This window comes from Streptomyces sp. NPDC057253 (assembly GCF_042669125.1).
Lineage (GTDB): Bacteria > Actinomycetota > Actinomycetes > Streptomycetales > Streptomycetaceae > Streptomyces.
In genome coordinates this window covers 1-23,013 of record NZ_JBHUXV010000094.1, presented here as the reverse complement: position 1 = coordinate 23,013, position 23,013 = coordinate 1, and the positions used below count along the sequence as shown (strand labels likewise).

The window sequence follows — 23,013 nt, the reverse complement described above, 5'->3', positions numbered from 1 at the left end:
TCGTACGGATTCAGCGGCGCACGCGGGCCGCCTGGTTGCGCCGGGTCAGCCACAACGCGCCCGCCGCGCCCGCGAGCAGCACGGTGCCGCCGAGCGTGCCGAGGGCGATGGCCGAGTCCTCGGGGCCGGTCTGCGGGAGGGCGCCGCCGGTGCCGCTGTCGCTCTGGGTGCCGCCGGAGGAGCCGGTGCCGCCGGAGGAGCCCGAGGCGGCGGTGACGTCCAGGGTGAGCGAGGCGCCGGGGCTGTTGGTCGGTGTGCAGGTGGTGGTCGTGCCGAGCGCCTTGATGGTGAGCACGCCCGCGGTGAAGGTGACCTTGCCGGACTTCTTCGGGGTGTACGTCCCGGTCAGGTCGTTGATCTTGATGGGGGTGTTGGCGGGGACGACCGCCTGGTTCGCCGGGCCCGTCACGTTCAACGTGCCGCTGTCCGCGCCGCCCAGCTTGATGGTGGCGCTCGGGTTCATCGCACCCTTGCCGAGGTCGACCGGGCTGGAGGAGACGCCCTTCTGCCAGGACATGGTGATCTTGTATCCGCTGCCGCTCTTGACGCCCTTGATGTCGATGGGCGAGACGGCGCTCTTGTCGCCGATCGGGGTCTTGCACTGGTAGTTGACGTTCACGACCTCGGCATGGACAGCGGGGGCGGTCATCAGCACCGCCGAGCCGGCCAGGGCCGCGACGGACGCGAACGCGGCGGTTCGTTTCGGGTACGACACGGTTCCGCTCCCCTTACTCGTTTCCTGACGGCACATCAGATCGGCCGTCAAGGTACGCCGGGGCACCGGAGGAAGGAAGAGAAAGTAAGTGTCGGAACTGTGGGGGCCGGCATCGGTGGGGGCTGAGCGGGCGGGGCGCGCGCCGCAGCTGCCGCTTCTCAGGACGGGCGAGTGGCGGCGCGGTGCTGTCCCGTCGGGGTCAGGCCGGGGCGCCCAGTTCTGCCCATACCGTCTTGCCGGTCTCACCGGGGGTGCGTACGACTCCCCAGTCCAGGCAGAGGCGCTGCACGATGAACATCCCGTGGCCGCCGGGCCGTCCGGCCCGGTGCGGGGAGCGGGGAGCCGGCTGACCCGCGCCCTTGTCGGAGACCTCGACCCGGATGACCTTGCGGTCGCAGGAGATCCACAACCGGTCCGGGCCCTCGGCGTGCAGGCATGCGTTGGTCACCAGCTCCGACACCACGAGCAGGACGTCCTCCGCGGCGGCCCGCTGATCCGCCGTCGCGGCCGGCAGCCAGCCCCACGCGTACAACGCCTCCCGGGTGAAGTCGCGCGCGAGCGGAACGACGGCAGTCGCGCCGTCGAAGCTCAGCCGACGGACCTGCGGCCCTTCCGGCACCTCGGCGGAAGCGTCGGGCTCCGGGTCACGGTCGCCCGGCGGGTAGGGCCGGGTGGTGCTCATCAGCGCTTCACCTCACCGATTCACCGGTTCACGATTCACAACGTCACTGCATGGTCGCGCACCGAACAGTCAGTACGGATGTCTCCTGCCCGAGCGGACCGGTGGAACACCCCTCTATTCGGGACGTATGTCCGGCACGCGGGGCGTGACACCCGATGAGTGCCGGTCGGAGGAGACGAACGGACACGCGCGAGAACCACGGCCCGCCACCCGGCCCGCGTCTCAGCCGTCGGTCTCGTCGTCGGCCAGGGCCTCTTCCAGCGTGTCGTGCACGGTGAAGACCGCATCGGCCCCCGTGATCTCGAAGACCCGCGCCACGACCGGGAGCATGCCCACAAGATGTACGCCACCCCCCGCCGCCTCCGCCTTCAGCCGTGCCCCCAGCAGCACATTCAGTCCGGTGGAGTCACAGAACTCCAGCCGTGTGCAGTCGACGACGAGCCGGCTCTTCCCCTTGGCGAGGCAGTCCTCGAGTGGCTCACGCAACAAATCGGCCGTGTGGTGATCCAACTCACCTGCCGGAGTCACGACGGCACTGGAGCCCTCTTGCCGCACCTCAACCAGAAGCCGGCCAGACTGTGCGCTGCCGACCGTCCCGCGGTCCATGCCGTCTCTCTCTCCCGACGTCGTGGCTGCTGATGACGCCCTCGAACACTACGCCTTCTCCACACCCTCCGACACCCGAACAATCACCCACAAACGGACATAACCGCACAGAACACACTTGCGGTCGTGTCGGGAAACCGGGTAGGGCTAGTAGAGACACGAACTCGACACGGCCGGCTTTGGAGGCGCCGCACACCGCAGTGCACGAATGGCTCCGGCAGCCAGATGCCGAGAACGATGGAGGACATCATGTCACCCCGGCTCGACGCCTCGCATACCCATCAGGCGACGTCGACATCCCCCCCGGAACAGCTGAATCCCATCGAGCAGGACAGCGAAGGCGATGTGCTCGCCGGGCTTCCGGACATCCCGCCCTTCGAGGAGGTGGGAGCGGTGGACGCCCGAGCCCTCTCCAAGACCCTCTTCGCGCGACTGGAGTCGCTGGAGGAGGGCACGCACGAATATTCGTACGTCCGCAACACGCTCGTCGAACTGAATCTCGCCCTGGTCAAGTTCGCCGCCTCCCGGTTCCGCTCCCGCAGTGAGCCGATGGAGGACATCATCCAGGTCGGCACCATCGGCCTGATCAAGGCGATCGACCGCTTCGAACTGAGTCGCGGAGTGGAGTTCCCCACTTTCGCGATGCCAACCATCGTGGGCGAGATCAAGCGCTTCTTCCGGGACACCTCCTGGTCGGTGCGGGTGCCGCGCCGCCTTCAGGAGCTCCGGCTCGACCTGGCCAAGGCCGGCGACGAACTGGCCCAGAAGCTCGACCGCGCCCCCACCGTGGCCGAGCTCGCCGAGCGCCTCGGACTGTCGAGGGACGAGGTCGTGGAAGGCATGGCCGCGTCCAACGCGTACACCGCCTCCTCCCTGGACGCCCAGCCCGAGGAGGACGACTCCGAGGGCGCGCTGGCCGACCGGATCGGCTACGAGGACCACGGGATCGAGGGCATCGAGTACGTCGCGTCCCTGAAGCCCCTGATCGCCGAACTGCCGTCCCGGGACCGCACGATCCTCTCGCTGCGCTTCGTCGCGGGCATGACCCAGTCGGAGATCGGCGACGAACTCGGCATCTCCCAGATGCATGTCTCGCGGCTGCTGTCGCGGACGCTGGTGAAGCTGCGGAAGGGCCTGACCGTCGAGGAGTGACGCGTCGGCATCACTGACCTGCGCGTGTGCCCGGTGTCCGGTGGGACACCGGGCACCGGGCGTTCCAGGTGCCATGTGGTTACTCGCAGAAACCCTTTCCCCAGGAGTCCGTTTCCCTCACTATGGTCGCTCGCAGACTGGCCGGTACGTCAGGAGGAGGGTGCATGGCGCGGGCCGACGGGGCCGGGGGCGGCGTACGTGCCGGGGATCACGGGGGCGCGTCCGACGCCCGTCTCACCGAGTTGCTGCGCGCCGACACCGCCACGGCGTACGCGGCCCTGCTGGAGCTGCGCACCCGCCACCGGTCCGCGGTCCTGGCCTACGCCCGGCTGTGCACGACCGGGGAGAGCGCCGCCCGGCAGCTGGCCGCGCAGGCCTTCACCCTCGCGGCCCGGGAGACCGCCCGCGGGGTCGACCCCGGCCTTCCCTGGCGCCACCGGCTCCTGCTGCTGACGGCCCGTTCGGCGGCCGCGTGGGCACGGGACGAGCGGTCGGCGGGCCTCGACCCGAGCGTCCTGCTGCTCCTGAACACGGGGGCGCCCGACGGCCCGGTGCCTCCCATGCTCGCCGCCTTCGACACCCTGCCGGCCCGCGCCCAGGGCCTGGTCTGGTACGCCCTGGTGGAGGCCGAACCGGAGGCCCGCACGGCCGACTACCTGGGCCTCACCCGCACGGATGTCGTCTACGGCACGGAGGGCGCCCTGCACTCCCTGGCCCAGGCCTGTCTGCGGCTGCGCCTCGCCGCCTCGGACGCCCCGAGCTGCGCCGACTTCCGCCGCCTCATCGAGGAGTCGGTACGCCCGGACACCCCTCGCGACAGCACCGACCTGCACACCCACATGGCCCAGTGCCCGCACTGCACGACGGCGTACGAGGAACTGTGCGCCCTGCGGGACGCTCCGCGGACGACCCTGGCGGAGGGGCTGCTGCCGTGGGGCGGGGTGGGGTACGTGGCGGCGGTCTCGGAGGGGGGACGGGGCGACGGCGACGGCACCGGTGCCGGGGAGCCCGGAGTCGCTGACGGCTCGGGTGAAGTGGCGGCAGGGGTCGGCTTCGGCGGGGTGGCGGCCCCTGGAGCCCCTGGGGCGGGCCACGGTTCGCGTGCCGTGCGGACGGGACGGCGGGCGGTGTCCCGTGGGCCGTTCGGGATCCGGGAGCGGCCGCGGCGGCTGGTGCTGGCGTCAGCGGCCCTCGGCGTGGCGTTGGCGCCGCTGCTGCTGTTCCTGGTGTCGCAGGGCGGCGACTCGGCCTCCGACACGGCGAGCACCGCGCTGCCGGGCCCGCCGCAGGTGACGGTGACGACGACGCTCTCCCCGTCGTCCGCCCCCTCCCCTTCCCTGTCTCCCTCCCCGTCCCTCTCCGCGACGAGCAGGCCGCCCGCCTCCCCGTCCAAGTCGCCGAGCCCGGCGCCGCCCCGCAGGACGAGCCCGCCCCCGTTCCGCGCGCCGGGCGGCTCCTACGCCCAGGTGGTGAACCTCTCCACGGCCCGCTGTCTGGACGTCTCCGGCGACTTCGACAACGGCACGGACGTCGTCACCGCCCCCTGCACCTCGGCCGCCTCCCAGCGCTGGCGTGCCGACACCGCCCGCGGTGTGATCCAGTCCGCCGCCGACCCCGACTTCTGCCTCGACAGCCGCGGCGACGTCGACAAGGGCCTCGGCATCTGGTCCTGCGACTCCGTCGAGGGCGACAACGGCGACAACCTCCGTTTCACCGTCGATCCCGACGGAGTGATCCGCCCGGCGATCGCCATCGCGACCGGTCTGACACCGGGAACCGGCTCAGGAGTCTCGCTGGAGCCGCTGACCGGGGGCGCGGAACAGCGGTGGCGGGCGGGGGCTTCGTAACGGCGTCTCAGGGGTCGTGGCGTCCGGGTGGTCAGGCCACGCGTGCGCCGCGCCGCCACACCTCGCTCACCAGCGGCACCCCCGGCCGGTACGCCAGGTGCACATGGCTGGGGGCGTCCAGGAGGATCAGGTCGGCTCGGGCGCCCGGGGCCAGGCGGCCGACGTCCTCGCGGCGCAGGGCCGCCGCGCCGCCCGCCGTGGCCGACCAGACCGCCTCGTCCGGGGTCATCCCCATGTCGCGTACCGCGAGGGCGACGCAGAAGGGGACGGAGGAGGTAAAGGAGGAGCCCGGGTTGCAGTCGGTGGACAGGGCCACGGTGACGCCGGCGTCGAGGAGGCGGCGGGCGTTCGGCCACTCGGCGCGCGTGGAGAACTCCGCGCCGGGCAGCAGCGTGGCGACCGTACGGCTGTTCGCCAGGGCGTCCACGTCGTCGTCGGTGAGGTGGGTGCAGTGGTCGGCGCTGGCCGCGTCGAGTTCGACGGCGAGCTGGACGCCGGGGCCGTAGGAGAGCTGGTTGGCGTGGATGCGGGGGTGCAGGCCCTTCGCCTTGCCGGCCGTGAGGATCGCGCGGGCCTGGTCGCCGTCGAAGGCGCCCTTCTCGCAGAAGACGTCGATCCAACGGGCGTACGGGGCACAGGCCTCCAGCATCTCGCCGGTGACCAGCGCCACATAGGCCGCCGGGTCGTCGGCGTGGTCCGGCGACACGATGTGGGCGCCGAGGTAGGTGACCTCGTCGGTGTGCGCGGCGGCGATGCGCAGCGCCCTCGCCTCGTCCTGGACGGTCAGGCCGTAGCCGGACTTGGTCTCGAAGGTCGTGGTGCCCTGGCGCAGGGCCTCGGCCAGGTAGTGGGTGAGATTGCGTTCGAGGTCGTCGTCGCTCGCCGCCCGGGTCGCCGCGACGGTCGTGCGGATGCCGCCCGCGCTGTAGGGCCGGCCGGACATGCGGGCATTGAACTCCTCGGTGCGGTCGCCCGCGAAGACGAGGTGGCTGTGGGAGTCGACGAAGCCGGGCAGGACTGCCCTGCCACCTGCGTCGACCCGATTGTCAGTGGCGGGTGCTTTGCTTTGATCACCGGTCCACACGACGCGGTCGCCCTCGATGGCGATCGCGGCGTCCTGGATCAGTCCGAGGGGGGTTCCGTCACCGAGGGAGGGGTCGTTGGTGACCAGAGCGGCGATGTTGGTGATGAGCGTGCTCGCGGTGCTCGCGGAGTGGGCGGGGCTGACGGTCGTCGCGTTGCTCATGGCGTCCTCGGTGGCCTGGTCGGCGGTGGGGGCGGGTTCACTGTCAGGGTTCCGCGGCTTCATCCGCGCAGGGCTGCGACGGCGTCCGCGAGGGCTTTCGGCACATCCGGCACGAGGGCGTGCGCCCCGTCCCGCACGACGTGCCGCCCTCCCACGACCGTGTGCGACACATCTGCCGCCGACGCGGCGAATACGGCCGTCTCGGCCCCGAGCCGCGGAAGCGGCCCTGCCGTCCTGACCGAGTCGAGGGCGATGGTGGTGAAGTCGGCGAGCGCGCCCGGCTCCAGGGTGCCGGCGTCGCCCCAGCCGAGGGCCGCGTGGCCGTCGGCGGAGGCCGCCCGCAGGAGGGCCGCCGCCGTCCAGTGACCGCGGGTGCGGGTGCGCAGGCGCTCGTTCAGCTCCATCGCGCGGGCCTCTTCGAGGAGGTCGATCACGGCGTGGCTGTCGGAGCCGAGGGAGAGCGGTGAGCCCTCGTTCTGGAGGGCGACGGCCGGGCCGATGCCGTCCGCGAGGTCCCGCTCGGTGGTCGGGCACATGCAGGTGCCGGTGCCGCTGCCGCCGAGCAGGGAGATGTCCTCGGCGGTGAGGTGGGTGTTGTGGACGCCGGTGGTGCGGGGGCCGAGGACCCCGTGCAGGGCGAGGAGCTGGGTCGGGGTGCAGCCGTGGACCTCGTGGCAGGCCTCGTTCTCGGCGGTCTGCTCGGAGAGGTGGACGTGCAGCGGCGCCCCGCGCTCCCCGGCCCAGCCCGCCACGGTCGCCAACTGCTCGGCGGGCACGGCCCGTACGGAGTGGATCGCGGCCCCGATCCGCGCGTGATCCCGTTCCTTGAGAAGTGAACAGCGTTCGGCCCAGGCGTCCGCGCTGCCGTCCGAGAAGCGGAGCTGGTGGCTGGTGGGCGGCTGTCCGAAGCCGGAGGAGAGATAGGCGGTGTCGAGGAGGGTGATGCGGATGCCGGCTTCGGCGGCGGCCTCGATCAGCGCCTCGCCCATCGCGTTGGGGTCGGCGTAGCGGGTGCCGCCGGGGGCGTGGTGGACGTAGTGGAACTCGCCGACGCTCGTGATCCCGGCCAGCGCCATCTCGGCGTACACGGCGCGGGCGAGCGCGTGGTACGTCTCGGGGGTCAGCTTGTCGGCGAACGAGTACATGACCTCGCGCCAGGTCCAGAAGGTCCCGGAGCCGACCTGGACGGTGCCGCGCAGGGCCCGGTGGAAGGCGTGCGAGTGGGCGTTCGCCAGGCCCGGCAGGGTCAGTCCGCGCAGGATCTCGGCGCCGGGGGGCGGGGCGGCGGTGTCCGTGCGGACGGCGGTGACGCGGCCGTCCCGCACGTCCAGGGCCACGCCCGGCTCGACGTGGGTGTCGAGCCAGGCGTGCTCCAGCCAGAAGGTCTTCGATGTCACCGGCAGGCCAGCCCTTCCAGTACGTCGGCGAGCGCGAGGACCCCGGCCACGCAGTCGTCCTCGGCGGCGGACTCCGCCGGGGAGTGCGAGACACCCGTGGGGTTGCGCACGAACAGCATGGCGGTCGGAATGCTCCCGGAGAGGATCCCGGCGTCGTGTCCGGCCCCCGTCCCGAGGACGGGCACCTTGAGGTCGCTGCCGGTGCCGAGGATACGGGCGAGTTCGTCGCGCAGGGCGTGGTCGAACTCGACGACGGGGGTGAAGGACTCCCTCACGATGTCGAGGTCGACGCCGTGCGCCTCGGCGTACTCCCGGGCCGCCTTCTCGATCCCGCCGACCACCTGGTCGAGGCTCTCCTGGTCGGCGGCGCGGGAGTCGAGCCAGCCGCGCACCAGGGAGGGGATGGCGTTGACGCCGTTCGGCTCGACGGAGATCTTGCCGAAGGTGGCCACGGCACCGGCGAGTTCGGCCTCGCGGCGGGCGGCGAGCACCGTCTCGGCGTACGACAGCATGGGGTCGCGCCGGTCCACGAGGCGGGTGGTGCCGGCGTGGTTGGCCTCGCCCCGGAAGTCGAACCGCCAGCGGCCGTGCGGCCAGATGGCACTGGCGATGCCGACCCGGTCGCCGCTGAGGTCCAGTGCCCGGCCCTGCTCGACGTGCAGTTCGACGAAGGCGCCGATGCGGGCGAGCCGCTCCGGGTCGGCCCCGATCGTGTCGGGGTCGTGGCCGGCGGCCTCCATGGCCCGCGGGAGGGTGACTCCCTCGCCGTCGGTGAGCCGGTGCGCCTGCTCGACGGTGAGCTGCCCGGCGGTGAGCCGCGAGCCGACGCAGGCGAGCCCGAACCGGGCCCCCTCCTCGTCACCGAAGTTGACGAGGGCGAGGGGCCTGGTGAACTCGGCCCGCCGGGACCGGAGTTCGTCGAGCGCGGCGAAGGAGGACACCACTCCGAGGGGGCCGTCGAAGGCGCCGCCGTCGGGCACCGAGTCGAGATGCGAGCCGGTGACCACGGCGTCCCCCGCGGTGGGGTCGCCGAGCCAGGCCCACTGGTTGCCGTTGCGGTCGACCTCGTAGGTCAGCCCGCGCGACTCGGCCTGCTCCTTGAACCAGGCCCGGCATTCACCGTCGGCCCCGGTCCAGGCGAAGCGCCGGTAGCCCTGGGAGTCGGGGTGCCGGCCGATGGGGAGCAGCTCCCTCCACATGCTGTGAAAGGTCACGCGTCGTCACCTTCGCGCATGGGCACCCGCACACCGCGCTCGTCGGCGACGGACTCGGCGATGTCGTAGCCCGCGTCGACGTGCCGGATGACGCCCATGCCGGGGTCGTTGGTCAGCACCCGCCGGACCTTCTCGCCGCCGAGCTTCGTGCCGTCGGCGACCGTGACCTGGCCCGCGTGGATCGACCGGCCCATGCCGACGCCGCCACCGTGGTGCAGGGAGACCCAGGAGGCGCCGGAGGCCACGTTGACCATCGCGTTCAGCAGCGGCCAGTCGGCGATCGCGTCGGAACCGTCCAGCATGGCCTCGGTCTCGCGGTACGGCGAGGCCACCGAACCGGCGTCCAGGTGGTCGCGTCCGATCGCCAGCGGCGCGGCCAGCTCGCCGCTCGCGACCATGTCGTTGAAGCGCTCGCCGGCCTTGTCGCGCTCGCCGTAGCCGAGCCAGCAGATGCGGGCGGGAAGGCCCTGGAAGTGGACGCGCTCACCGGCCATCTTGATCCAGCGGGCGAGGGACTCGTTCTCCGGGAAGAGGTCGAGGATCGCCTTGTCGGTCTTGGTGATGTCGGACGCCTCGCCGGACAGGGCGGCCCAGCGGAAGGGGCCCTTGCCCTCGCAGAAGAGGGGGCGGATGTAGGCGGGGACGAAGCCGGGGAAGGCGAACGCGCGGTCGTAGCCCGCGAGCTGGGCCTCGCCGCGGATGGAGTTGCCGTAGTCGAAGACCTCCGCGCCGGCGTCCATGAAGCCGACCATGGCCTCGACGTGCCGGGCCATGGACTCGCGGGAGCGGGAGGTGAACCCGGCCGGGTCCTTCGCCGCCGCGTCGGCCATGTCCTCGAAGGCGACGCCGACCGGCAGGTAGGACAGCGGGTCGTGCGCCGAGGTCTGGTCGGTGACGATGTCGATGGGGGCGCTCTCGGCGAGCATGCGCGGGAGCAGTTCGGCGGCGTTGCCGAGGAGGCCGATGGAGAGCGGGCGGCGGGCGTCGCGGGCCTCGACCGCCAGCTGGAGGGCGTGCTCCAGGGAGTCGGCCCGCACGTCCAGGTACCGGTGCTCGATGCGCCGTTCGATGGCCCGGGGGTCGCAGTCGATGCAGATCGCGACACCGTCGTTCATGGTGACGGCGAGCGGCTGGGCGCCGCCCATGCCACCGAGGCCGGCGGTGAGGGTGATGGTGCCGGCGAGGGTGCCGCCGAACTTCTTCGCGGCGACGGCGGCGAAGGTCTCGTAGGTGCCCTGGAGGATGCCCTGGGTGCCGATGTAGATCCAGGAGCCGGCGGTCATCTGGCCGTACATGGTCAGGCCGAGGGCCTCCAGGCGGCGGAACTCCTCCCAGTTGGCCCAGTCGCCGACCAGGTTGGAGTTGGCGATCAGGACGCGCGGGGCCCACTCGTGGGTCTGCATGACGCCGACGGGGCGGCCGGACTGGACCAGCATGGTCTCGTCCTGCTTGAGGGTGCGCAGCGTGCGGACCATGGCGTCGAAGGAGCGCCAGTCACGGGCCGCCTTGCCGGTGCCGCCGTAGACGACGAGCTTGTCGGGGTGCTCGGCGACCTCGGGGTCGAGGTTGTTCTGGAGCATCCGCAGGGCGGCTTCCTGCTGCCATCCCAGGGCACTCAGTTCCGTACCGCGCGGCGCTCGGACGGGGCGGGGTCCTGACATGGTCTGCCTCCTGGGGGCTCAGCTGGGGATCGCTGCCACGGGGTTGTTGCTGTCGATATTCACATCCTGGCTTTCTGAATAGAACTAGTCAATACGTTCTCGCGTCAGCCTGAGTGGGGCAGGGATGTTTCTTGGACAGGCGAGGCCCCGAAGCACCGGCGAGGACGGGAGACGTGGTGGACGAGTACGGCAACACCGGCGAAGGACGGGCCGCCCGACGGGACGAGGCGGTGCGCGCGGCCGTGGAGCAGGGTCTGCTGGGGCCGGACTCCCCCATCGTCGGGCTTCTAGACGTCACCGGCATCCGCGCGTCGGCCGCCGAGCTGCGCGCGGCCTTCGCCGAGGTCACCGCGCCGGGGACCCCCGTGCTGCACGCGTTCGCGGTGAAGGCGACCCCGCTGGTGCCGGTGCTGCGGCTGCTGCGCGAGGAGGGCATCGGAGCGGAGGTGGCGAGCCCGGGCGAGCTGGCCCTGGCCCGGGCGGCGGGGCTGTCGCCGGCGGAGACCGTCCTGGACTCGCCCGCCAAGACGGCGGCCGAGCTCAGGGAGGCACTGGCGCTGGGGATCGCGGTCAACGCGGACAACCCCCAGGAGCTGGAGCGCATCGACGGTCTCATGCGGTCGGCGGTCAGCCGCTCCCCGCTCGGCATCCGGGTCAACCCGCAGGTCGGCGGGGGTTCCATCGGGGCGACCTCGACGGCCACCGAGACCTCCAAGTTCGGGGTGGCGCTGCGGGACGAGGGGGCGCGCGAGTGGGTGATCCGCGCCTACCTGGACCGGCCCTGGCTGAGCCGGCTGCACGCGCACACCGGCTCGCAGGGCATCCCGCTCTCCCTGATGGTCCGGGGCGTCGAGGAGACGTACGCGCTCGCCGAGGAGATCAACCGGCGGATCGGGCGGCCGCAGATCGACACCGTCGACATCGGCGGCGGGCTGCCGGTGAACTTCGCCTCGGAGGCGACGACCCCGACGTACGGGGAGTACGCGCGGGCGCTGAAGGCGGCGGTGCCGGGGCTGTTCGACGGGCGGTACGGGCTGGTCACCGAGTTCGGGCGGTCGCTGCTGGCCAAGCACGGCACGATCGTGGCGCGGGTGGAGTACGCCAAGAGCGCGGGCGGCCGGCCGGTCGCGGTGACGCACGCGGGCGTGCAGGTGGCGACGCGGACGGTGTACGTGCCGGGGTCGTGGCCGCTCAGGATCGCCGCGTACGACGGCAAGGGGCGGCCGAAGAGCGGGCCCGAGGTGGTGCAGGACGTGGCGGGGCCGGCCTGTTTCGCGGGCGACCTGCTGGCCGAGGGGCGCCCGCTGCCGCTGCTCGACCAGGGGGACTACGCGGCGGCGCTCGACACCGGCGCGTACTACTTCGCGCACCACTACGCGTACAACTCGCTGGCCCGGCCCGGCATCTACGGCTTCGTGCCCGACCACGGGGCGGGGGGTGTCCGCTTCGCGACCGTGCGGGATCCGCAGAAGCTCGCCTCGATCGTGGCCGAATCCGGAGGGGCGCACGCGGGGGCACTCACCACCCTGCGCGCACCCGGGAGCCGTTGACACACGCCGGTGGGGCGGCTGATCAAATGGCGGGTAAAACAAGGCAAGTCGACCCACTCTAGCCACCCCAAGCATGTTCCACCGGAAAATGCCAGATCCCTCACCCCTAGCGCACACGTTGCGTAGTTTCGGCGTCACTCAGCCGAACCCCAGGCGGGAGGGGAGCCACGGTGCAGGGAATCGACGAGTGCCTGCTGGAAGCCATGCGGCTGCCGGGAGCGCGGGGCGCCGCGCTGGTCGACTGGACGAGCGGGCTGGCCCTGGGCGCCGTGGGGGAATCCCCCGGCGGTGACCAGGAGGCGGCCGCGGCGGAGGCCGCCGAGCTCGCCCGGCTCGCCGCCGAGCAGCGCGCCTTCGCGTCCGACAGTTCCGACGACACCGGGGCGGGGGCCGCCGGGGAGGAGGGGGACCCGCCCGTCGAGGACCTCATCCTCAGCAACCGGGACAGCTACCACGTGCTGCGGTTCGTGGCGACCTCCTTCGACAGCAGCGTCTTCCTGCATCTGTGGCTGGCCCGCGCGGAGGGCAATCTCGCGCTGGCCCGGATCCGGCTGGGCGAGATGGCCGGACGGCTGGTGCTCGGATGACGACGGTGAAGACCCCGGCCACCCCACCGCCCAGACTGCCCGTCCGCGACAAGGCGGCCGCGCTCGGCCGCGGTTGGGGCGGGCTGTCGCCGATGCTGACCCGGCTGGCCGCCGAGCGCGCCACCGGCGTCCTGGTACGCGAGCGCGGGGCCCTGCATCTGGCCGACGGCAAGGTCGTGCACGCGGAGAGCCCGGCCGCCCCCGGCGCCCACGTCCTGCTCGCCGCCCACGGCACCCTCGACGCCGACGCCTGGCGCCGGGCGCTGGCCGAGAGCGCGGCGCACGCCGAGGGCCCCGTACACGCCGGGACCGGCACCCGTCGCCGCACCGGCGCGGAGGTGGTGCACCACGCGGGCCGCCGGCTGGTGGAGGACGGGCTGCTCACCCCCGGCGCCCTGGAGCTGTGCCGCCTGACCGCGCTGTACGACGCGGCGTACTTCGCGCTGGCCCCGAGCAGCGCCCCGGGCCGCTTCCGCTACGGCTCCGAGGACGGCCTCGGCACGCCGGGCACCGGTACCCGGGGCACCAGCACCCCAGGCTCTCCGGACACCTCCGGCCACGGCTCCCCCGACCCGGGCGCCTCCGGCCACGGCTCCTCCGACCCCGGCACCCCCGGCTCCCCCAGCTCTCCCGGCACCCCGGGAATCGCCCTCACCGGCCCCGGCGCCCCGCACCCGATCCCGGTCGCCGATCTGGAGCGCGAGACGCTGCGGCGGCGCGACCTCCTGCACCGCATCTGGCCGGACGCGCTGGTGGACGAGGCCCCGCTGGCCCGCGAGTACCGCGCCGCGCCCACCCCGCTCCCGGCCCGGCGCCAGGCCGTGCTGGCCCTGGTGAACGGCGTCCGCACGGCGTCGGACATCGCCCGGGAGCTGGGCCGCCCCGCGTTCCACACCCTGGTGGACATCCGGCGGCTGGTGGCGGCCGGAGCCGTCTCACCCCGCCCTCTCCCGCTCGCGACCGATCCCCTGCCGGGCCAGATGCCGACCCAGATGCCCGGCCCGGCGTCGGGCCAGCCGCCCGGCACCGCTCCCCTCATGGACCTCACCGGCACCACCGCACCCGTCGATCCCCACATCACGCTGCTGAAGAGGCTCAGGGATGCGCTGGAGGCCCTTTGAGCGGCAGCGGACCCGCGCCGAGAGGAGAGATCTGATGGCCGCAGCGCAGGACGCGATCCTGGAGGAGCTGCGCCGGCTCCGGGCCCGGGTTCCGCAGCTCACCGGAGCCCTCGCGGCCGACACCGACGGTCTCGTCCTCGCCCAGGACACCCCGGGCGTCGATCCGGAGACCGTGGCCGCGCTCACCGGGGCCACCCGGGCGCTCGCCGCCCAGCTGGCCGACGAGACCGGCCAGGGCGACCTGCGCGAACTGCTGGTGCGGGGCCTGTACGGCTACGTCGCCACGTACGCGGCGGGCGCCGGTGCCGTCGTCACGCTGCTCGCCCAGGACCGCGTCAACGTCGGCCGGCTCCATCTGGAGGGCCGCCGGGCGGGGGCCCGGATCGGCGAGCTCGTCGACAGCGTCGCCGCGGCCGAACCCACCGAGACCACTGTGAAGGCGCCCGCGAAGCCCGCTCCGGCCCGTGCCAGAGCGGCCCGCCCGTCCCGGGCCAAGCCCGCGGACACCCGCGCCCCGGCCGTCGCACCGACGGCGGCCCGTACCACCACCGAAAGTTGAGAGAACCGAGGAGACACAGTCATGGCCAACACCGAAACCGCACTGAAGGAGGCCCTCGCCTCCATCGAGGGCGCGACCGGCGTCGCACTCGTCGACTACACCAGCGGCATGGCGCTCGGCACCATGGGCGGCAGCAAGGGCTTCGACCTGAACGTGGCCGCCGCCGGCAACACCGACGTGGTCCGCGCCAAGATGCGCACGATGGAGCACCTGGGACTCAAGGGCCAGATCGAGGACATCCTGATCACCCTGTCCGACCAGTACCACCTGATCCGCCTCATCAGCGGGCGCGGCGGCAACGGGCTCTTCCTGTACCTGGTCCTGGACGCCAAGCGCTCCAACCTCGCGATGGCCCGCCACCAGCTGCGGTCGATCGAGAACGACCTGGAGGTGTGACCGCCGACCGGAGCGTGTCCTAGACGAGTGCCGCGGTGCGGCGGCGCGCTCCTCCGGGGGCCGCGTCGCCCGCCGCGATACCCGTGCTGCGGTACGCCTTGACCGCCTTGCCGGCCGGGCGGCCGCCGTTCGGGGCGAGCCAGTCGACCCGCACCCACAGCAGCGCGTCCTCGGCCCGCTCGTGCCGTCCGAGCCAGGCGGCCTTGAGCCACAGGCCGGTCCCGCATCCGGCGAGCAGCAGACCGCCCGCGACGGGCACGGCGAAGTTGCAGCCCAGGGCGGCCAGCCAGGCCAGCAGCAGCCACCAGCGGTGCCCCCGCCGCCAGGTGCGCACCCCGACGGCACGGTCCTGGAGCACGTCGTGCTTCCCGGCCCGGGCGGCGGCCCGCCCCAGCGTCGTGTACCGCTTGCGGCGGCCGTACGACACCACGGCCGCGGCCACGACGAACAGCGCGGCTCCGGCCATGACGCCGATCCGCCGGCCCGTGATGCCGGGCACCAGCAGACCGACGGCGGCCGCGAACACTCCGGCCCACCACAGGGGCGCGGCTCCGGCCCGTACGACGACGGCCACCCGCACCAGTCCCTGACCTCCGCGTGCCACGTCCTTCCTCCTGTCTCCTGTGTGCGGAATCCGCGAGGCAGGCTAGCGAGGCAACGTGAGACCAGTCTGAAAAAACCGGGCTACTCCACGAACAGTCCCCGCGCCGCCGCCCGTGCGTCGAACTCCTCCAGGCGGGACTGCGCGTCCGGCAGGTCGTCGCACATCGCCTCCAGCAGCACCCGGCCCAGCAGCATCGGCGCGCAGGCCGTGTCGAAGGCGAGGCCGGTGCCGACGGCGGCGGGCAGGAGCAGGTCGGAGACCTTGGCCACGGGGGCGAAGGCGGAGTCCGCGACCGTGACGACGGTCAGGCCCGCCTCCTTGGCGTAGGCGAGGGTGTCGACGACCTCGCGCGGGTGCCGGGGCAGGGCGAAGGCCAGCAGGGTCGAGGCGCCCGCGCGCACGGCGGCGTCGATCCGGTCGTGGATCATCGTGCCGCCCTCGTGGAGCAGCCGTACGTCCGGGTGGACCTTGGCGGCGAAGTACGCGAAGCCGTACGCCTGGGAGGCGGCGGCCCGCAGGCCGAGGACCGGCAGCGGGCGGGAGGCGGCGAGGAGCCGCCCGGCCCTGCGCACCGGCCGGGGGTCGGCGAGAAGCTCGGCCAGGTGCCTGAGGTTCTCGATCTCGGCTTCCACGGCCTGTTGGTATTCGTTGTACGACGCCGAGTCGGCGCTCTGTTCGGCGGGCGCGACCTCGCGCAGGTGCCGGCGCAGGGCGGGGTAGCCGTCGAAGCCGAGGGCGACCGCGAAGCGGGTGACGGAGGGCTGGCTGACCCCGGCGAGTTCGGCCAGCTCGACGCTGGACAGGAACGGCACGTCGGCGGCGCGGCGCACCATGCTGTGGGCGATGCGCCGCTGGGTCGGGGTGAGCCGGTGCCCTTCGAACAGTGCCTGGAGCCGTCCCGCGGGAGTGTCCGCCCCACCCGCTCCAGCCGCCGCACCCGCCATGCCCAGGTCGCTCATGCCTCGCTCCCCCTCCAGATCTCCGTGAACCGGTCGAGCAGTGCGGCCGCCGCCGTCACGTCACCCGTGAGCGGCCGGTCGGCCGGTTCCTCCGTCAGCACCGCCTCGGCGAGCTCCAGCGCCCGGCCCACCGGGAGGCCCGGGTCCGGCCTGAGGTCACGCTGGCGCAGCGCCCGTACGGCGGCGACGAGTTCGCAGCCGACGACGAGACGGTACGCGCCGCACGCACGCAGTGTCTGGCGGGCGGCGAGCGAGGCGAAGCTGGCCTGTTCCTCGACGCCCCGGGAGAGTACAGCGTGCCCCAGCGAGGCGGGCGCGGAGAAGGCCCGCAGGTCGCCGAGGGCCGCTCCGGCGGCGTACTCCAGGATCATCACGCCGGAGGAGGCGGGCTCCGGGTCGGCGAGGAAGGGCCTGAGGCGGGTGAAGGCGGGCTCGTTGAGGGTGGAGAGCCGGGACGTGGACAGCCGGGCGACCTGGGTGAGGGCGAGCCTGAAGTGGTCCAGGGCGAGGGCGAGTTGGGCCTGGTAGAAGCCGCCGTGGTGGTAGGCGGCCATGTCCTCGGGGGAGATGAGGGGGTTCTCGGCGGCCGCGTTGATCTCGATCGCGAGGACCTCCTCCAGGGCGTCGGCCGCGTCATGGGCGGGGCCGTGGATCTGGGGCAGGCAGCGGAAGCCGTACGGGTCCTGGATCCGGCCGAGCGGCGGGGTGGGCCGGTCCTCGGCGCCGATCAACTCCCGCATCCGCCGGGCCACTTCGGCGGACCCGCGGTGCGGGCGGGCGGCGTGCACGGGGGCGGCGTAGGCCTCGTGGGAGCCGTCCACGGCGAGCAGCGACAGCGCCCCGACGACCTGGGTGGCCTCGACGAGTCCGCGCAGCTCGTGCAGGGCGAGGGCGGCCTGGCCGAGGGTGAGGGCGTTGCTGCTGATGAAGGCCAGGGCGTCGTTGTTGTCGAGAGGCTGCGGCTCGGGAGCCCCGGCCGCCGACCGCCAGGACTCGGAGTGCCGGACCGCCGAGCCCGAGACACCCCCGAGAGCCACGCCGGGACCGCCGAGGCCAGCGGATTCCGCCCCCCACCGACCCCCACCCACGCCACCGCGCCCAGCATCCCGCCCGCCGCCGCCCGCGCGTTCCGCGTCCCGCCCACCGACACCCGCGGATCCCGCGTCCCGCCGACCGACGCCCGCACCACCGCTCCCAGCGTCCCGCCCGACGCCCGCAGATTCCGCGGGCTCGGGATGCCGGGGTGCCGAGGACGAGACGTCTCCGAGTGCCACGCCGGGACCGCCGACGCCAGCGGATTCCGCGCCCCTCCGGCCACCGCCCACGCCACCGCCCGCGCCACCGCTCCCAGCGTCCCGCCCGCCGCCGACGCCCGCCCCGCCGCTCCCCGCCCCGCCGCTCCCCGCGCCCGGACCGCCGACGCCCGCCCCTTCCGTGTCCCGCCCGCCGACGTCCGCCCCGCCGCCCCCCGGCTCCCGCCAAGGGTGTTCCCCGGCCAGCGCCAGTCCCGCCTGGGCCAGCGCCGCGATGTCCCCGGTGCCGACCGAGCCGAACTCGTTGACGACCGGGTACGCGCCGTTCTCCAGCGCCTCGCACAGGGCCGTCACCACCGTCGGCCGCAGCCCCGCCCCGCCCGCGAGGAGTTGGTTGGCGCGGACCGCGAGCATCGCGCGGACCTGCCGGGCCGGGAGCTCCTCGCCGATCGCGCCGGCATGGCTGCGCAGCAGCCGCAGACCGTGTTCGGCGGCCGCCTCGGTGGGCACGGCCTCGTTCCGGTTGGCGCCGACGCCGGTCGAGCGGCCGTAGACGCGACCGGTCGCGGCGATCTGCCGGGCGGCGTCCCAGGACGCGGTGACCCGCTTCATCGCGTCGCTCCCCGGCACCGGTCGCGCGCTCCCGTCGGCGAGCCGGACGACGTCCGCGACGCCGAGTCCGATCCCGTCGAGGACCACCAGGCCGGTGTGGCCGGCGGACACCGGATCCAGCGCGTCCACGATGCGAGACGACATAAGGGTCAAACCCCCCTCAATAGGGACATCCGATCTTGCCCATCGGTCATCAGTTACCTCGGATTAACACCGAACCGTTGACAACCTATTCAGCTACCGAGAACTCTGCATGACGTTATACAGCCGGGCAAGGGACATCTCATGATCCAGTTCGACGCGGTCCACAAGCGCTTCCCCAACGGCACGACAGCAGTGCACGATCTCACCCTCGACATGCCGGAAGGCGGCGTCACCGTCCTCGTCGGATCTTCCGGTTGCGGCAAGACGACCACCCTCAGGATGATCAATCGTATGGTCGAGCCGACCTCCGGCACGATCAAGGTCGGCGGCAAGGACGTCACCGACCAGGACGCGGCCGAACTGCGCCGCTCCATCGGCTACGTCATCCAGCAGTCCGGCCTCTTCCCGCACCGCACGGTGCTGGACAACATCGCCACCGTCCCGCTCCTGCTCGGCCACGGCCGCAGGAAGGCCCGGGCGCGTGCCGCCGAGCTCCTGGAGACCGTCGGCCTGACCGCCGAGGCCGGCAAGCGGTACCCGCACCAGCTCTCCGGCGGCCAGCAGCAGCGCGTCGGGGTCGCCCGCGCCCTCGCCGCCGACCCGCCGGTGCTCCTCATGGACGAGCCCTTCGGCGCGGTCGACCCGGTGGTGCGCACCCAGCTCCAGGACGAACTGCTCCGACTCCAGAAGGAGTTGAGCAAGACCATCGTCTTCGTCACCCACGACATCGACGAGGCCGTACGCCTCGGCGACCGCATCGCGATCTTCCGCACCGGCGGCCACCTCGTCCAGTGCGCCCCGCCCGCCGAACTCCTCGCCCGCCCCGCCGACGATTTCGTGGCCGACTTCCTCGGCGCCGAGCGCGGCCTGAAGCTGCTCTCGCTCAGGACCCTCGCGGCCGTCCCGCAGGGCCCGGCCCCGGAAGGGGACGCCTGGACCCTGGTGTGCGACGAGACGGGCAGGCCCCTGCACTGGGCCTCGCAGCAGACGGAACTCCCCGTGCGCCCCCTCGGGGACGGCGACTCCCTGCTCGCCGCCCTCGACGAGTCCCTCGCCTCCCCCACCGGCCTGGTCGCCCGCGTCGACGCGGCCGGCGTCCTGACCGGCGTCAGCTCCCGCGACGACATCCACGCGCACGCCGGACAGGCGCACGCCGAGGCCCGGGTGGCCGTATGACCATCGACTGGTCGTGGATCTCCGGCCACACCGACGACCTGACCACCCTGACGGTCTCGCACCTCCAGGCAGCGCTCTCAGCGGTCTTCCTCGGCCTGCTGATCAGCCTCCCCCTGGCCGTGATCGCCCACCGGATCCGCCCCCTGCGCGGCTTCCTGCTCGGCTTCTCGAACGTCCTGTTCACGATCCCCTCGATCGCGATCTTCGTGCTCCTGCTGCCGGTCAGCGGACTGACCCGCACCACGACCGTGATCGGCCTGACCGTCTACACCCTGGTCGTGCTGCTGCGGAACACCGTCGAGGGGCTCGACTCGGTCCCCGCGAAGACCAAGGAGGCGGCGAAGGCGATGGGCACGCGGCCCCTGCGCACGCTCCTGACCGTCGAACTCCCCCTCGCGCTCCCCGTGATCATGGCGGGCGTCCGCATCGCGACCGTGATGTCGATCTCCCTGGTGTCGGTCGCCACCTACATCGGCGACGGCGGCCTCGGCCAGCTCTTCACCGACGGCTTCCAGCGCGACTTCCCGACCCCGGTGATCGTGGGCGTGGTCCTCACGCTCCTGCTCGCCGTGGTCGCGGACGCCCTGCTGGTGGCCCTCCAGTACGTCCTGACCCCGTGGCGGCGGAGGCGAGCCTGACATGTACGAACTCTTCAAGAACCTCGGCACCTGGCTGACCAGCGGCTCCCAGTGGACCGGCACGGACGGCATCGCCCACCGGCTCGCCGAGCACCTCCAGTACTCCCTCCTCGCGACCCTGGTCGCCGCCGCGATCGGCCTCCCCCTCGGCCTGCTGATCGGCCACACCGGCAAGGGCGCCTTCGTCGCGATCAACCTCGCGTCCTTCGGCCGGGCCCTGCCCACCGTCGGCCTGGTCGTGCTGGTCTTCCTGGCCGGCGGACTGTCCATGCTCCCGGTCTACGTCGCCCTCGTGGCCCTGGCGGTCCCGGCGATCGTCACCAACACCTACGCCGGCATGACGGCCGTCGACCCGGACGTCAAGGACGCGGCCCGCGGCCAGGGCATGCGCGGCCACCAGGTCCTGTTCCAGGTCGAACTGCCCCTCGCGCTCCCCCTGATCATGACCGGCCTGCGCCTGGCACTGATCCAGGTCGTCGCCACCGCGACCATCGCGGCCTACGTCTCCTTCGGGGGCCTCGGCCGCTACGTCTTCGACGGCCTCGCCCAGCGCGATCTCGTGCAGGTGCTCGGCGGGGCGGTGCTGGTCGCCGTGGTCGCCGTAGCCCTCGACCTGCTGCTCTCCGGCCTCCAGCGCTTCCTCTTCCGCCACCGCACCGCCTAAGGACCCTGAGATGAACCGACGCACCCTCCTCGGCGCCCTCGCCGGAGCAGCCGTCACCGTCCCCGCCCTCTCCGCCTGCTCCAGCGGCATCACCTCCCTCGACGGCGGTGGGACCACCTCCGGCGGGGGCGGCTCCAGCAAGGACGGCATCACCATCGGCACCGCCAACTTCACCGAGAACCAGGTGCTGGGCTACCTCTACGCGGCCGTGCTCCGGAAGGCCGGCGTCAAGGTGAAGGTCCGCCCCAACCTCGGCACCCGCGAGATCGTGATCCCCGCGCTCAAGGCGGGCGACATCGACCTGCTGCCCGAGTACCAGGGCGCCCTCCTCAACTACCTGGCCCCGAAGGACACCTCGTCCGACCCCGGCACCATGCAGAACGCCCTCACCCTGGCCCTGCCCGCCGGCCTCCAGGTGCTCCCCTACGGCCAGGCCGCCGACTCCGACTGCTTCGCCGTGACCCGGGCGACCGCGAGGAAGTACGGCCTGGCCACCCTCGCCGACCTCGCCAAGTACAACGGCAAGCTGGTGATCGGCGCCGCGCCCGAGGTCAAGAAGCGCCGGGTCGGCGCGGTCGGGCTGAAGGACGTGTACGGCGTCGAGTTCAAGGAGTTCAAGTCCCTCGACTCCGACGGACCGCTGGTCAAGGGCGCCCTGAAGAAGGGCGACGTGGACGTGGCGAACCTCTTCACCACCGACACCGACATCGCGGCCGACGACTGGGTGGTCCTCACCGACCCGAAGAACCTCATCCCCAGCCAGCACATCGTCCCCCTCATCGCCGACCGCAAGGCCGACGCCACCGTCCGCAAGGCCCTCGCCCGCCTCGGCAACATCCTCACGACCGCCCAGCTCACCCAGCTCAACAGCCAGGTCGACAACGACAAGAAGGACCCGGAGGACGTGGCCGACGCCTACGCGAAGCAGCACGGGCTGGCGTAGGACGGGCCCCCGCCGCAACAGGGGGGCTAACCCCAGTGCAGCGGGCCCCGGGGCTGCCTACCGTGGATCCCATGACCGGAATGGACGCGCGGGACCCCGAACTCAAGAAGGAACTCGACGCCACCCTGCAAGCGCGCAGGGAACTGGGCGAGGAGTACGAGTCCGCGCTGGTCGACTCGTTCCTGGAGAAGGTCGACCAGCGGATCGACGGCGCGGTGGACCGCCGCCTGCGCCGCCAGCTCGCCGAGCAGCGGATGGTGACGGCCCGGGGCGCCCGGTCGCCCAAGCCCACCGACTCCTTCGGCGAACGCTTCGGCTTCGGCATCGTCTCCCTGGTGCTGGCGATCCCGCTCTCCGCGATCGGCGGGGGCGTCGCCCATCTGCCGGGCCTGCTGGTCAGCTGGGTCGGCATCGTCGGGGTCAACGCCTTCCAGGCCCTGCGCGTCAACCCGGACCTCTTCCGGGGTGCCCGGCGCGGGCGGTCGTCCGCCCAGGACAGCGACTGGGAGGGCTGACCCGGCGCTCACACCTGCGCGGTCGGCAGCACCATGACCTGGCGCAGGTTGACGTGCCGGGGCCGGCTGGTGACGTAGGCGACGAGGTCGGCGAGCTCCGCGGCCGACAGCGTGCCCATCGCCTCGATCATCCCGTCGACCTGCGCGCGCAGCCCGTCGTCGTCGATGTGCGTGGCCAGCTCGGACTCCGTCAGGCCCGGCTCGATGTTGGTCACCCGCACGCCCCGCGGCCCGAACTCGTTGCGCAGCAGCGCCGAGAGATGGGTGACGGCGGCCTTCGTCGCCCCGTACACGGCGTAGTTGGTGAAGCCGGTGATGTGCGCGCCGATGGACGAGACGTTCACCAGGTCCGCGCTGCGCCCCTGCTCGGCCGCCTCGTACAGGTCGCCGGCGAACGCGCCGATGATCCGCAGGACGCCGGTGACATTGGTGTCGATCATGCGCTGCCACTCGTCGACCCGGGCGTCCACGATCGGGTTCGGCAGCATGACGCCGGCGTTGTTCACGACCAGGTCGACGCTCCCGTACTCCGCGTGGACGCGCTCCACGGCGGCCGCCACGGACACGTCGTCGGTCACGTCGGCCACCACGGCCAGCGCCTGGCCGCCGTCGGCCCGGATCTTCCCGGCCACCGCCTCCAGCCGCTCACCGCGCCGCGCGAGCAGCGCGACCCGGGCCCCCTGAGCGGCCAGCAGCACGGCGACCGCCTCACCGATCCCGCCGATCGCTCCGCGCGTTGAACGGCCACTTCTCGGTGCGGTCGGTGTCCACC

Annotated in this window: 23 protein-coding genes; 12 read left to right on the top strand and 11 right to left on the bottom strand. The window is 72.8% G+C overall.

Annotated features, from left to right (window positions below; translation table 11 throughout):
- Nucleotides 1–10: 10 nt before the first annotated feature.
- The 3 genes from ACFULQ_RS36065 to ACFULQ_RS36055 form a co-directional block, all read right to left on the bottom strand.
- Entirely contained in the window at nt 11–715 is a 705-nt protein-coding gene (locus tag ACFULQ_RS36065; protein WP_383552164.1) for an LPXTG cell wall anchor domain-containing protein, read from the bottom strand.
- Between the two features lie 199 nt (nt 716–914).
- A complete protein-coding gene (locus ACFULQ_RS36060) occupies nt 915–1,397 on the bottom strand; it encodes an ATP-binding protein (protein WP_383552162.1) in 483 nt (160 codons plus the stop codon).
- A 222-nt stretch (nt 1,398–1,619) separates the two neighbouring features.
- A complete protein-coding gene (locus tag ACFULQ_RS36055; RefSeq protein WP_383552160.1) occupies nt 1,620–2,003 on the bottom strand; it encodes an STAS domain-containing protein in 384 nt (127 codons plus the stop codon).
- A 237-nt stretch (nt 2,004–2,240) separates the two neighbouring features.
- Between ACFULQ_RS36055 and ACFULQ_RS36050 the strand changes: the two genes are divergently transcribed.
- Together ACFULQ_RS36050 and ACFULQ_RS36045 are read left to right on the top strand one after the other, a co-directional pair.
- Entirely contained in the window at nt 2,241–3,155 is a 915-nt protein-coding gene (locus tag ACFULQ_RS36050; RefSeq protein ID WP_383552157.1) for an RNA polymerase sigma factor SigF, read from the top strand.
- Between the two features lie 164 nt (nt 3,156–3,319).
- Complete coding sequence (locus tag ACFULQ_RS36045; RefSeq protein ID WP_383552155.1) at nt 3,320–5,002, top strand: ricin-type beta-trefoil lectin domain protein; 1,683 nt, start codon at nt 3,320–3,322, stop codon at nt 5,000–5,002.
- A gap of 31 nt (nt 5,003–5,033) precedes the next feature.
- Here ACFULQ_RS36045 and hutI read toward each other — a convergent pair whose 3' ends face one another.
- From hutI to hutU, 4 genes are read right to left on the bottom strand one after another with little or no spacing between them, the layout of a single operon-like run.
- Nucleotides 5,034–6,311, bottom strand: coding sequence for an imidazolonepropionase (hutI, locus tag ACFULQ_RS36040; RefSeq protein ID WP_383552153.1), 1,278 nt, complete (start codon nt 6,309–6,311; stop codon nt 5,034–5,036).
- Nucleotides 6,308–7,645 (bottom strand): formimidoylglutamate deiminase, encoded by a 1,338-nt coding sequence (locus ACFULQ_RS36035; protein ID WP_383552150.1) that lies wholly within the window; start codon nt 7,643–7,645, stop codon nt 6,308–6,310. The genes hutI and ACFULQ_RS36035 overlap by 4 nt, the downstream gene beginning before the upstream one ends.
- Nucleotides 7,642–8,844, bottom strand: coding sequence for an allantoate amidohydrolase (locus tag ACFULQ_RS36030; RefSeq protein ID WP_383552205.1), 1,203 nt, complete (start codon nt 8,842–8,844; stop codon nt 7,642–7,644). Before ACFULQ_RS36030 ends, ACFULQ_RS36035 begins: the two co-directional genes overlap by 4 nt.
- A gap of 11 nt (nt 8,845–8,855) precedes the next feature.
- Nucleotides 8,856–10,520 carry a urocanate hydratase gene (gene hutU, locus ACFULQ_RS36025; RefSeq protein WP_383552148.1) on the bottom strand — a complete coding sequence of 555 codons (1,665 nt, stop codon included), beginning with the start codon at nt 10,518–10,520 and terminating at the stop codon, nt 8,856–8,858.
- A gap of 176 nt (nt 10,521–10,696) precedes the next feature.
- Here hutU and ACFULQ_RS36020 point away from each other — a divergent pair, with 176 nt between their 5' ends.
- The 5 genes from ACFULQ_RS36020 (at nt 10,697) to ACFULQ_RS36000 (ending at nt 14,733) form a co-directional block, all read left to right on the top strand.
- Nucleotides 10,697–12,070, top strand: a complete 1,374-nt coding sequence (locus ACFULQ_RS36020) for a diaminopimelate decarboxylase (protein ID WP_383552203.1) — start codon at nt 10,697–10,699, stop codon at nt 12,068–12,070.
- A gap of 170 nt (nt 12,071–12,240) precedes the next feature.
- Nucleotides 12,241–12,657: a hypothetical protein gene (locus ACFULQ_RS36015; protein ID WP_383552146.1), complete on the top strand. Its 417-nt coding sequence runs from the start codon at nt 12,241–12,243 to the stop codon at nt 12,655–12,657.
- Nucleotides 12,654–13,778, top strand: a complete 1,125-nt coding sequence (locus ACFULQ_RS36010) for a hypothetical protein (protein ID WP_383552144.1) — start codon at nt 12,654–12,656, stop codon at nt 13,776–13,778. Before ACFULQ_RS36015 ends, ACFULQ_RS36010 begins: the two co-directional genes overlap by 4 nt.
- A gap of 34 nt (nt 13,779–13,812) precedes the next feature.
- Nucleotides 13,813–14,337, top strand: coding sequence for a roadblock/LC7 domain-containing protein (locus ACFULQ_RS36005; RefSeq protein ID WP_383552142.1), 525 nt, complete (start codon nt 13,813–13,815; stop codon nt 14,335–14,337).
- A 21-nt stretch (nt 14,338–14,358) separates the two neighbouring features.
- On the top strand, nt 14,359–14,733 hold the full coding sequence (locus ACFULQ_RS36000) for a hypothetical protein (protein WP_123989750.1): 375 nt from the start codon (nt 14,359–14,361) through the stop codon (nt 14,731–14,733).
- 19 nt (nt 14,734–14,752) lie between these two features.
- Here the strand turns inward: ACFULQ_RS36000 and ACFULQ_RS35995 are convergent, their stop codons facing one another.
- The 3 genes from ACFULQ_RS35995 to ACFULQ_RS35985 all read right to left on the bottom strand — a co-directional run bounded on the left by ACFULQ_RS35995 (nt 14,753) and on the right by ACFULQ_RS35985 (nt 18,305).
- Entirely contained in the window at nt 14,753–15,337 is a 585-nt protein-coding gene (locus ACFULQ_RS35995; protein ID WP_383552139.1) for a hypothetical protein, read from the bottom strand.
- A gap of 80 nt (nt 15,338–15,417) precedes the next feature.
- Nucleotides 15,418–16,296, bottom strand: a complete 879-nt coding sequence (locus ACFULQ_RS35990; RefSeq protein ID WP_383552137.1) for a MurR/RpiR family transcriptional regulator — start codon at nt 16,294–16,296, stop codon at nt 15,418–15,420.
- Entirely contained in the window at nt 16,293–18,305 is a 2,013-nt protein-coding gene (locus ACFULQ_RS35985) for an aromatic amino acid ammonia-lyase (protein WP_383552134.1), read from the bottom strand. Before ACFULQ_RS35985 ends, ACFULQ_RS35990 begins: the two co-directional genes overlap by 4 nt.
- 141 nt (nt 18,306–18,446) lie before the next feature.
- Between ACFULQ_RS35985 and ACFULQ_RS35980 the strand changes: the two genes are divergently transcribed.
- The 5 genes from ACFULQ_RS35980 (at nt 18,447) to ACFULQ_RS35960 (ending at nt 22,241) form a co-directional block, all read left to right on the top strand.
- Complete coding sequence (locus ACFULQ_RS35980) at nt 18,447–19,481, top strand: ABC transporter ATP-binding protein (protein ID WP_383552132.1); 1,035 nt, start codon at nt 18,447–18,449, stop codon at nt 19,479–19,481.
- On the top strand, nt 19,478–20,119 hold the full coding sequence (locus ACFULQ_RS35975) for an ABC transporter permease (RefSeq protein WP_383552130.1): 642 nt from the start codon (nt 19,478–19,480) through the stop codon (nt 20,117–20,119). Before ACFULQ_RS35980 ends, ACFULQ_RS35975 begins: the two co-directional genes overlap by 4 nt.
- A gap of 1 nt (nt 20,120) precedes the next feature.
- A complete protein-coding gene (locus ACFULQ_RS35970) occupies nt 20,121–20,783 on the top strand; it encodes an ABC transporter permease (protein ID WP_062029932.1) in 663 nt (220 codons plus the stop codon).
- A gap of 10 nt (nt 20,784–20,793) precedes the next feature.
- A complete protein-coding gene (locus ACFULQ_RS35965) occupies nt 20,794–21,726 on the top strand; it encodes an ABC transporter substrate-binding protein (protein ID WP_383552127.1) in 933 nt (310 codons plus the stop codon).
- Nucleotides 21,727–21,797: 71 nt separating this feature from the next.
- Nucleotides 21,798–22,241 (top strand): hypothetical protein, encoded by a 444-nt coding sequence (locus ACFULQ_RS35960; protein WP_383552125.1) that lies wholly within the window; start codon nt 21,798–21,800, stop codon nt 22,239–22,241.
- Nucleotides 22,242–22,249: 8 nt separating this feature from the next.
- Here ACFULQ_RS35960 and ACFULQ_RS35955 read toward each other — a convergent pair whose 3' ends face one another.
- Nucleotides 22,250–22,966 (bottom strand): SDR family oxidoreductase, encoded by a 717-nt coding sequence (locus tag ACFULQ_RS35955; protein ID WP_383552200.1) that lies wholly within the window; start codon nt 22,964–22,966, stop codon nt 22,250–22,252.
- Nucleotides 22,967–23,013 lie beyond the last annotated feature (47 nt).

What these genes read in the sequence shown, in the direction of transcription:
- ACFULQ_RS36060 (WP_383552162.1), bottom strand. Translation starts at nt 1,397, where the DNA reads ATGAGCACCACCCGGCCCTACCCGCCGGGCGACCGTGACCCGGAGCCC.
- ACFULQ_RS36055 (WP_383552160.1), bottom strand. Translation starts at nt 2,003, where the DNA reads ATGGACCGCGGGACGGTCGGCAGCGCACAGTCTGGCCGGCTTCTGGTT.
- ACFULQ_RS36050 (WP_383552157.1), top strand. Translation starts at nt 2,241, where the DNA reads ATGGAGGACATCATGTCACCCCGGCTCGACGCCTCGCATACCCATCAG.
- ACFULQ_RS36045 (WP_383552155.1), top strand. Translation starts at nt 3,320, where the DNA reads ATGGCGCGGGCCGACGGGGCCGGGGGCGGCGTACGTGCCGGGGATCAC.
- hutI (WP_383552153.1), bottom strand. Translation starts at nt 6,311, where the DNA reads ATGAAGCCGCGGAACCCTGACAGTGAACCCGCCCCCACCGCCGACCAG.
- ACFULQ_RS36030 (WP_383552205.1), bottom strand. Translation starts at nt 8,844, where the DNA reads ATGTGGAGGGAGCTGCTCCCCATCGGCCGGCACCCCGACTCCCAGGGC.
- hutU (WP_383552148.1), bottom strand. Translation starts at nt 10,520, where the DNA reads ATGTCAGGACCCCGCCCCGTCCGAGCGCCGCGCGGTACGGAACTGAGT.
- ACFULQ_RS36010 (WP_383552144.1), top strand. Translation starts at nt 12,654, where the DNA reads ATGACGACGGTGAAGACCCCGGCCACCCCACCGCCCAGACTGCCCGTC.
- ACFULQ_RS36005 (WP_383552142.1), top strand. Translation starts at nt 13,813, where the DNA reads ATGGCCGCAGCGCAGGACGCGATCCTGGAGGAGCTGCGCCGGCTCCGG.
- ACFULQ_RS36000 (WP_123989750.1), top strand. Translation starts at nt 14,359, where the DNA reads ATGGCCAACACCGAAACCGCACTGAAGGAGGCCCTCGCCTCCATCGAG.
- ACFULQ_RS35990 (WP_383552137.1), bottom strand. Translation starts at nt 16,296, where the DNA reads ATGAGCGACCTGGGCATGGCGGGTGCGGCGGCTGGAGCGGGTGGGGCG.
- ACFULQ_RS35985 (WP_383552134.1), bottom strand. Translation starts at nt 18,305, where the DNA reads ATGTCGTCTCGCATCGTGGACGCGCTGGATCCGGTGTCCGCCGGCCAC.
- ACFULQ_RS35980 (WP_383552132.1), top strand. Translation starts at nt 18,447, where the DNA reads ATGATCCAGTTCGACGCGGTCCACAAGCGCTTCCCCAACGGCACGACA.
- ACFULQ_RS35975 (WP_383552130.1), top strand. Translation starts at nt 19,478, where the DNA reads ATGACCATCGACTGGTCGTGGATCTCCGGCCACACCGACGACCTGACC.
- ACFULQ_RS35970 (WP_062029932.1), top strand. Translation starts at nt 20,121, where the DNA reads ATGTACGAACTCTTCAAGAACCTCGGCACCTGGCTGACCAGCGGCTCC.
- ACFULQ_RS35965 (WP_383552127.1), top strand. Translation starts at nt 20,794, where the DNA reads ATGAACCGACGCACCCTCCTCGGCGCCCTCGCCGGAGCAGCCGTCACC.
- ACFULQ_RS35960 (WP_383552125.1), top strand. Translation starts at nt 21,798, where the DNA reads ATGACCGGAATGGACGCGCGGGACCCCGAACTCAAGAAGGAACTCGAC.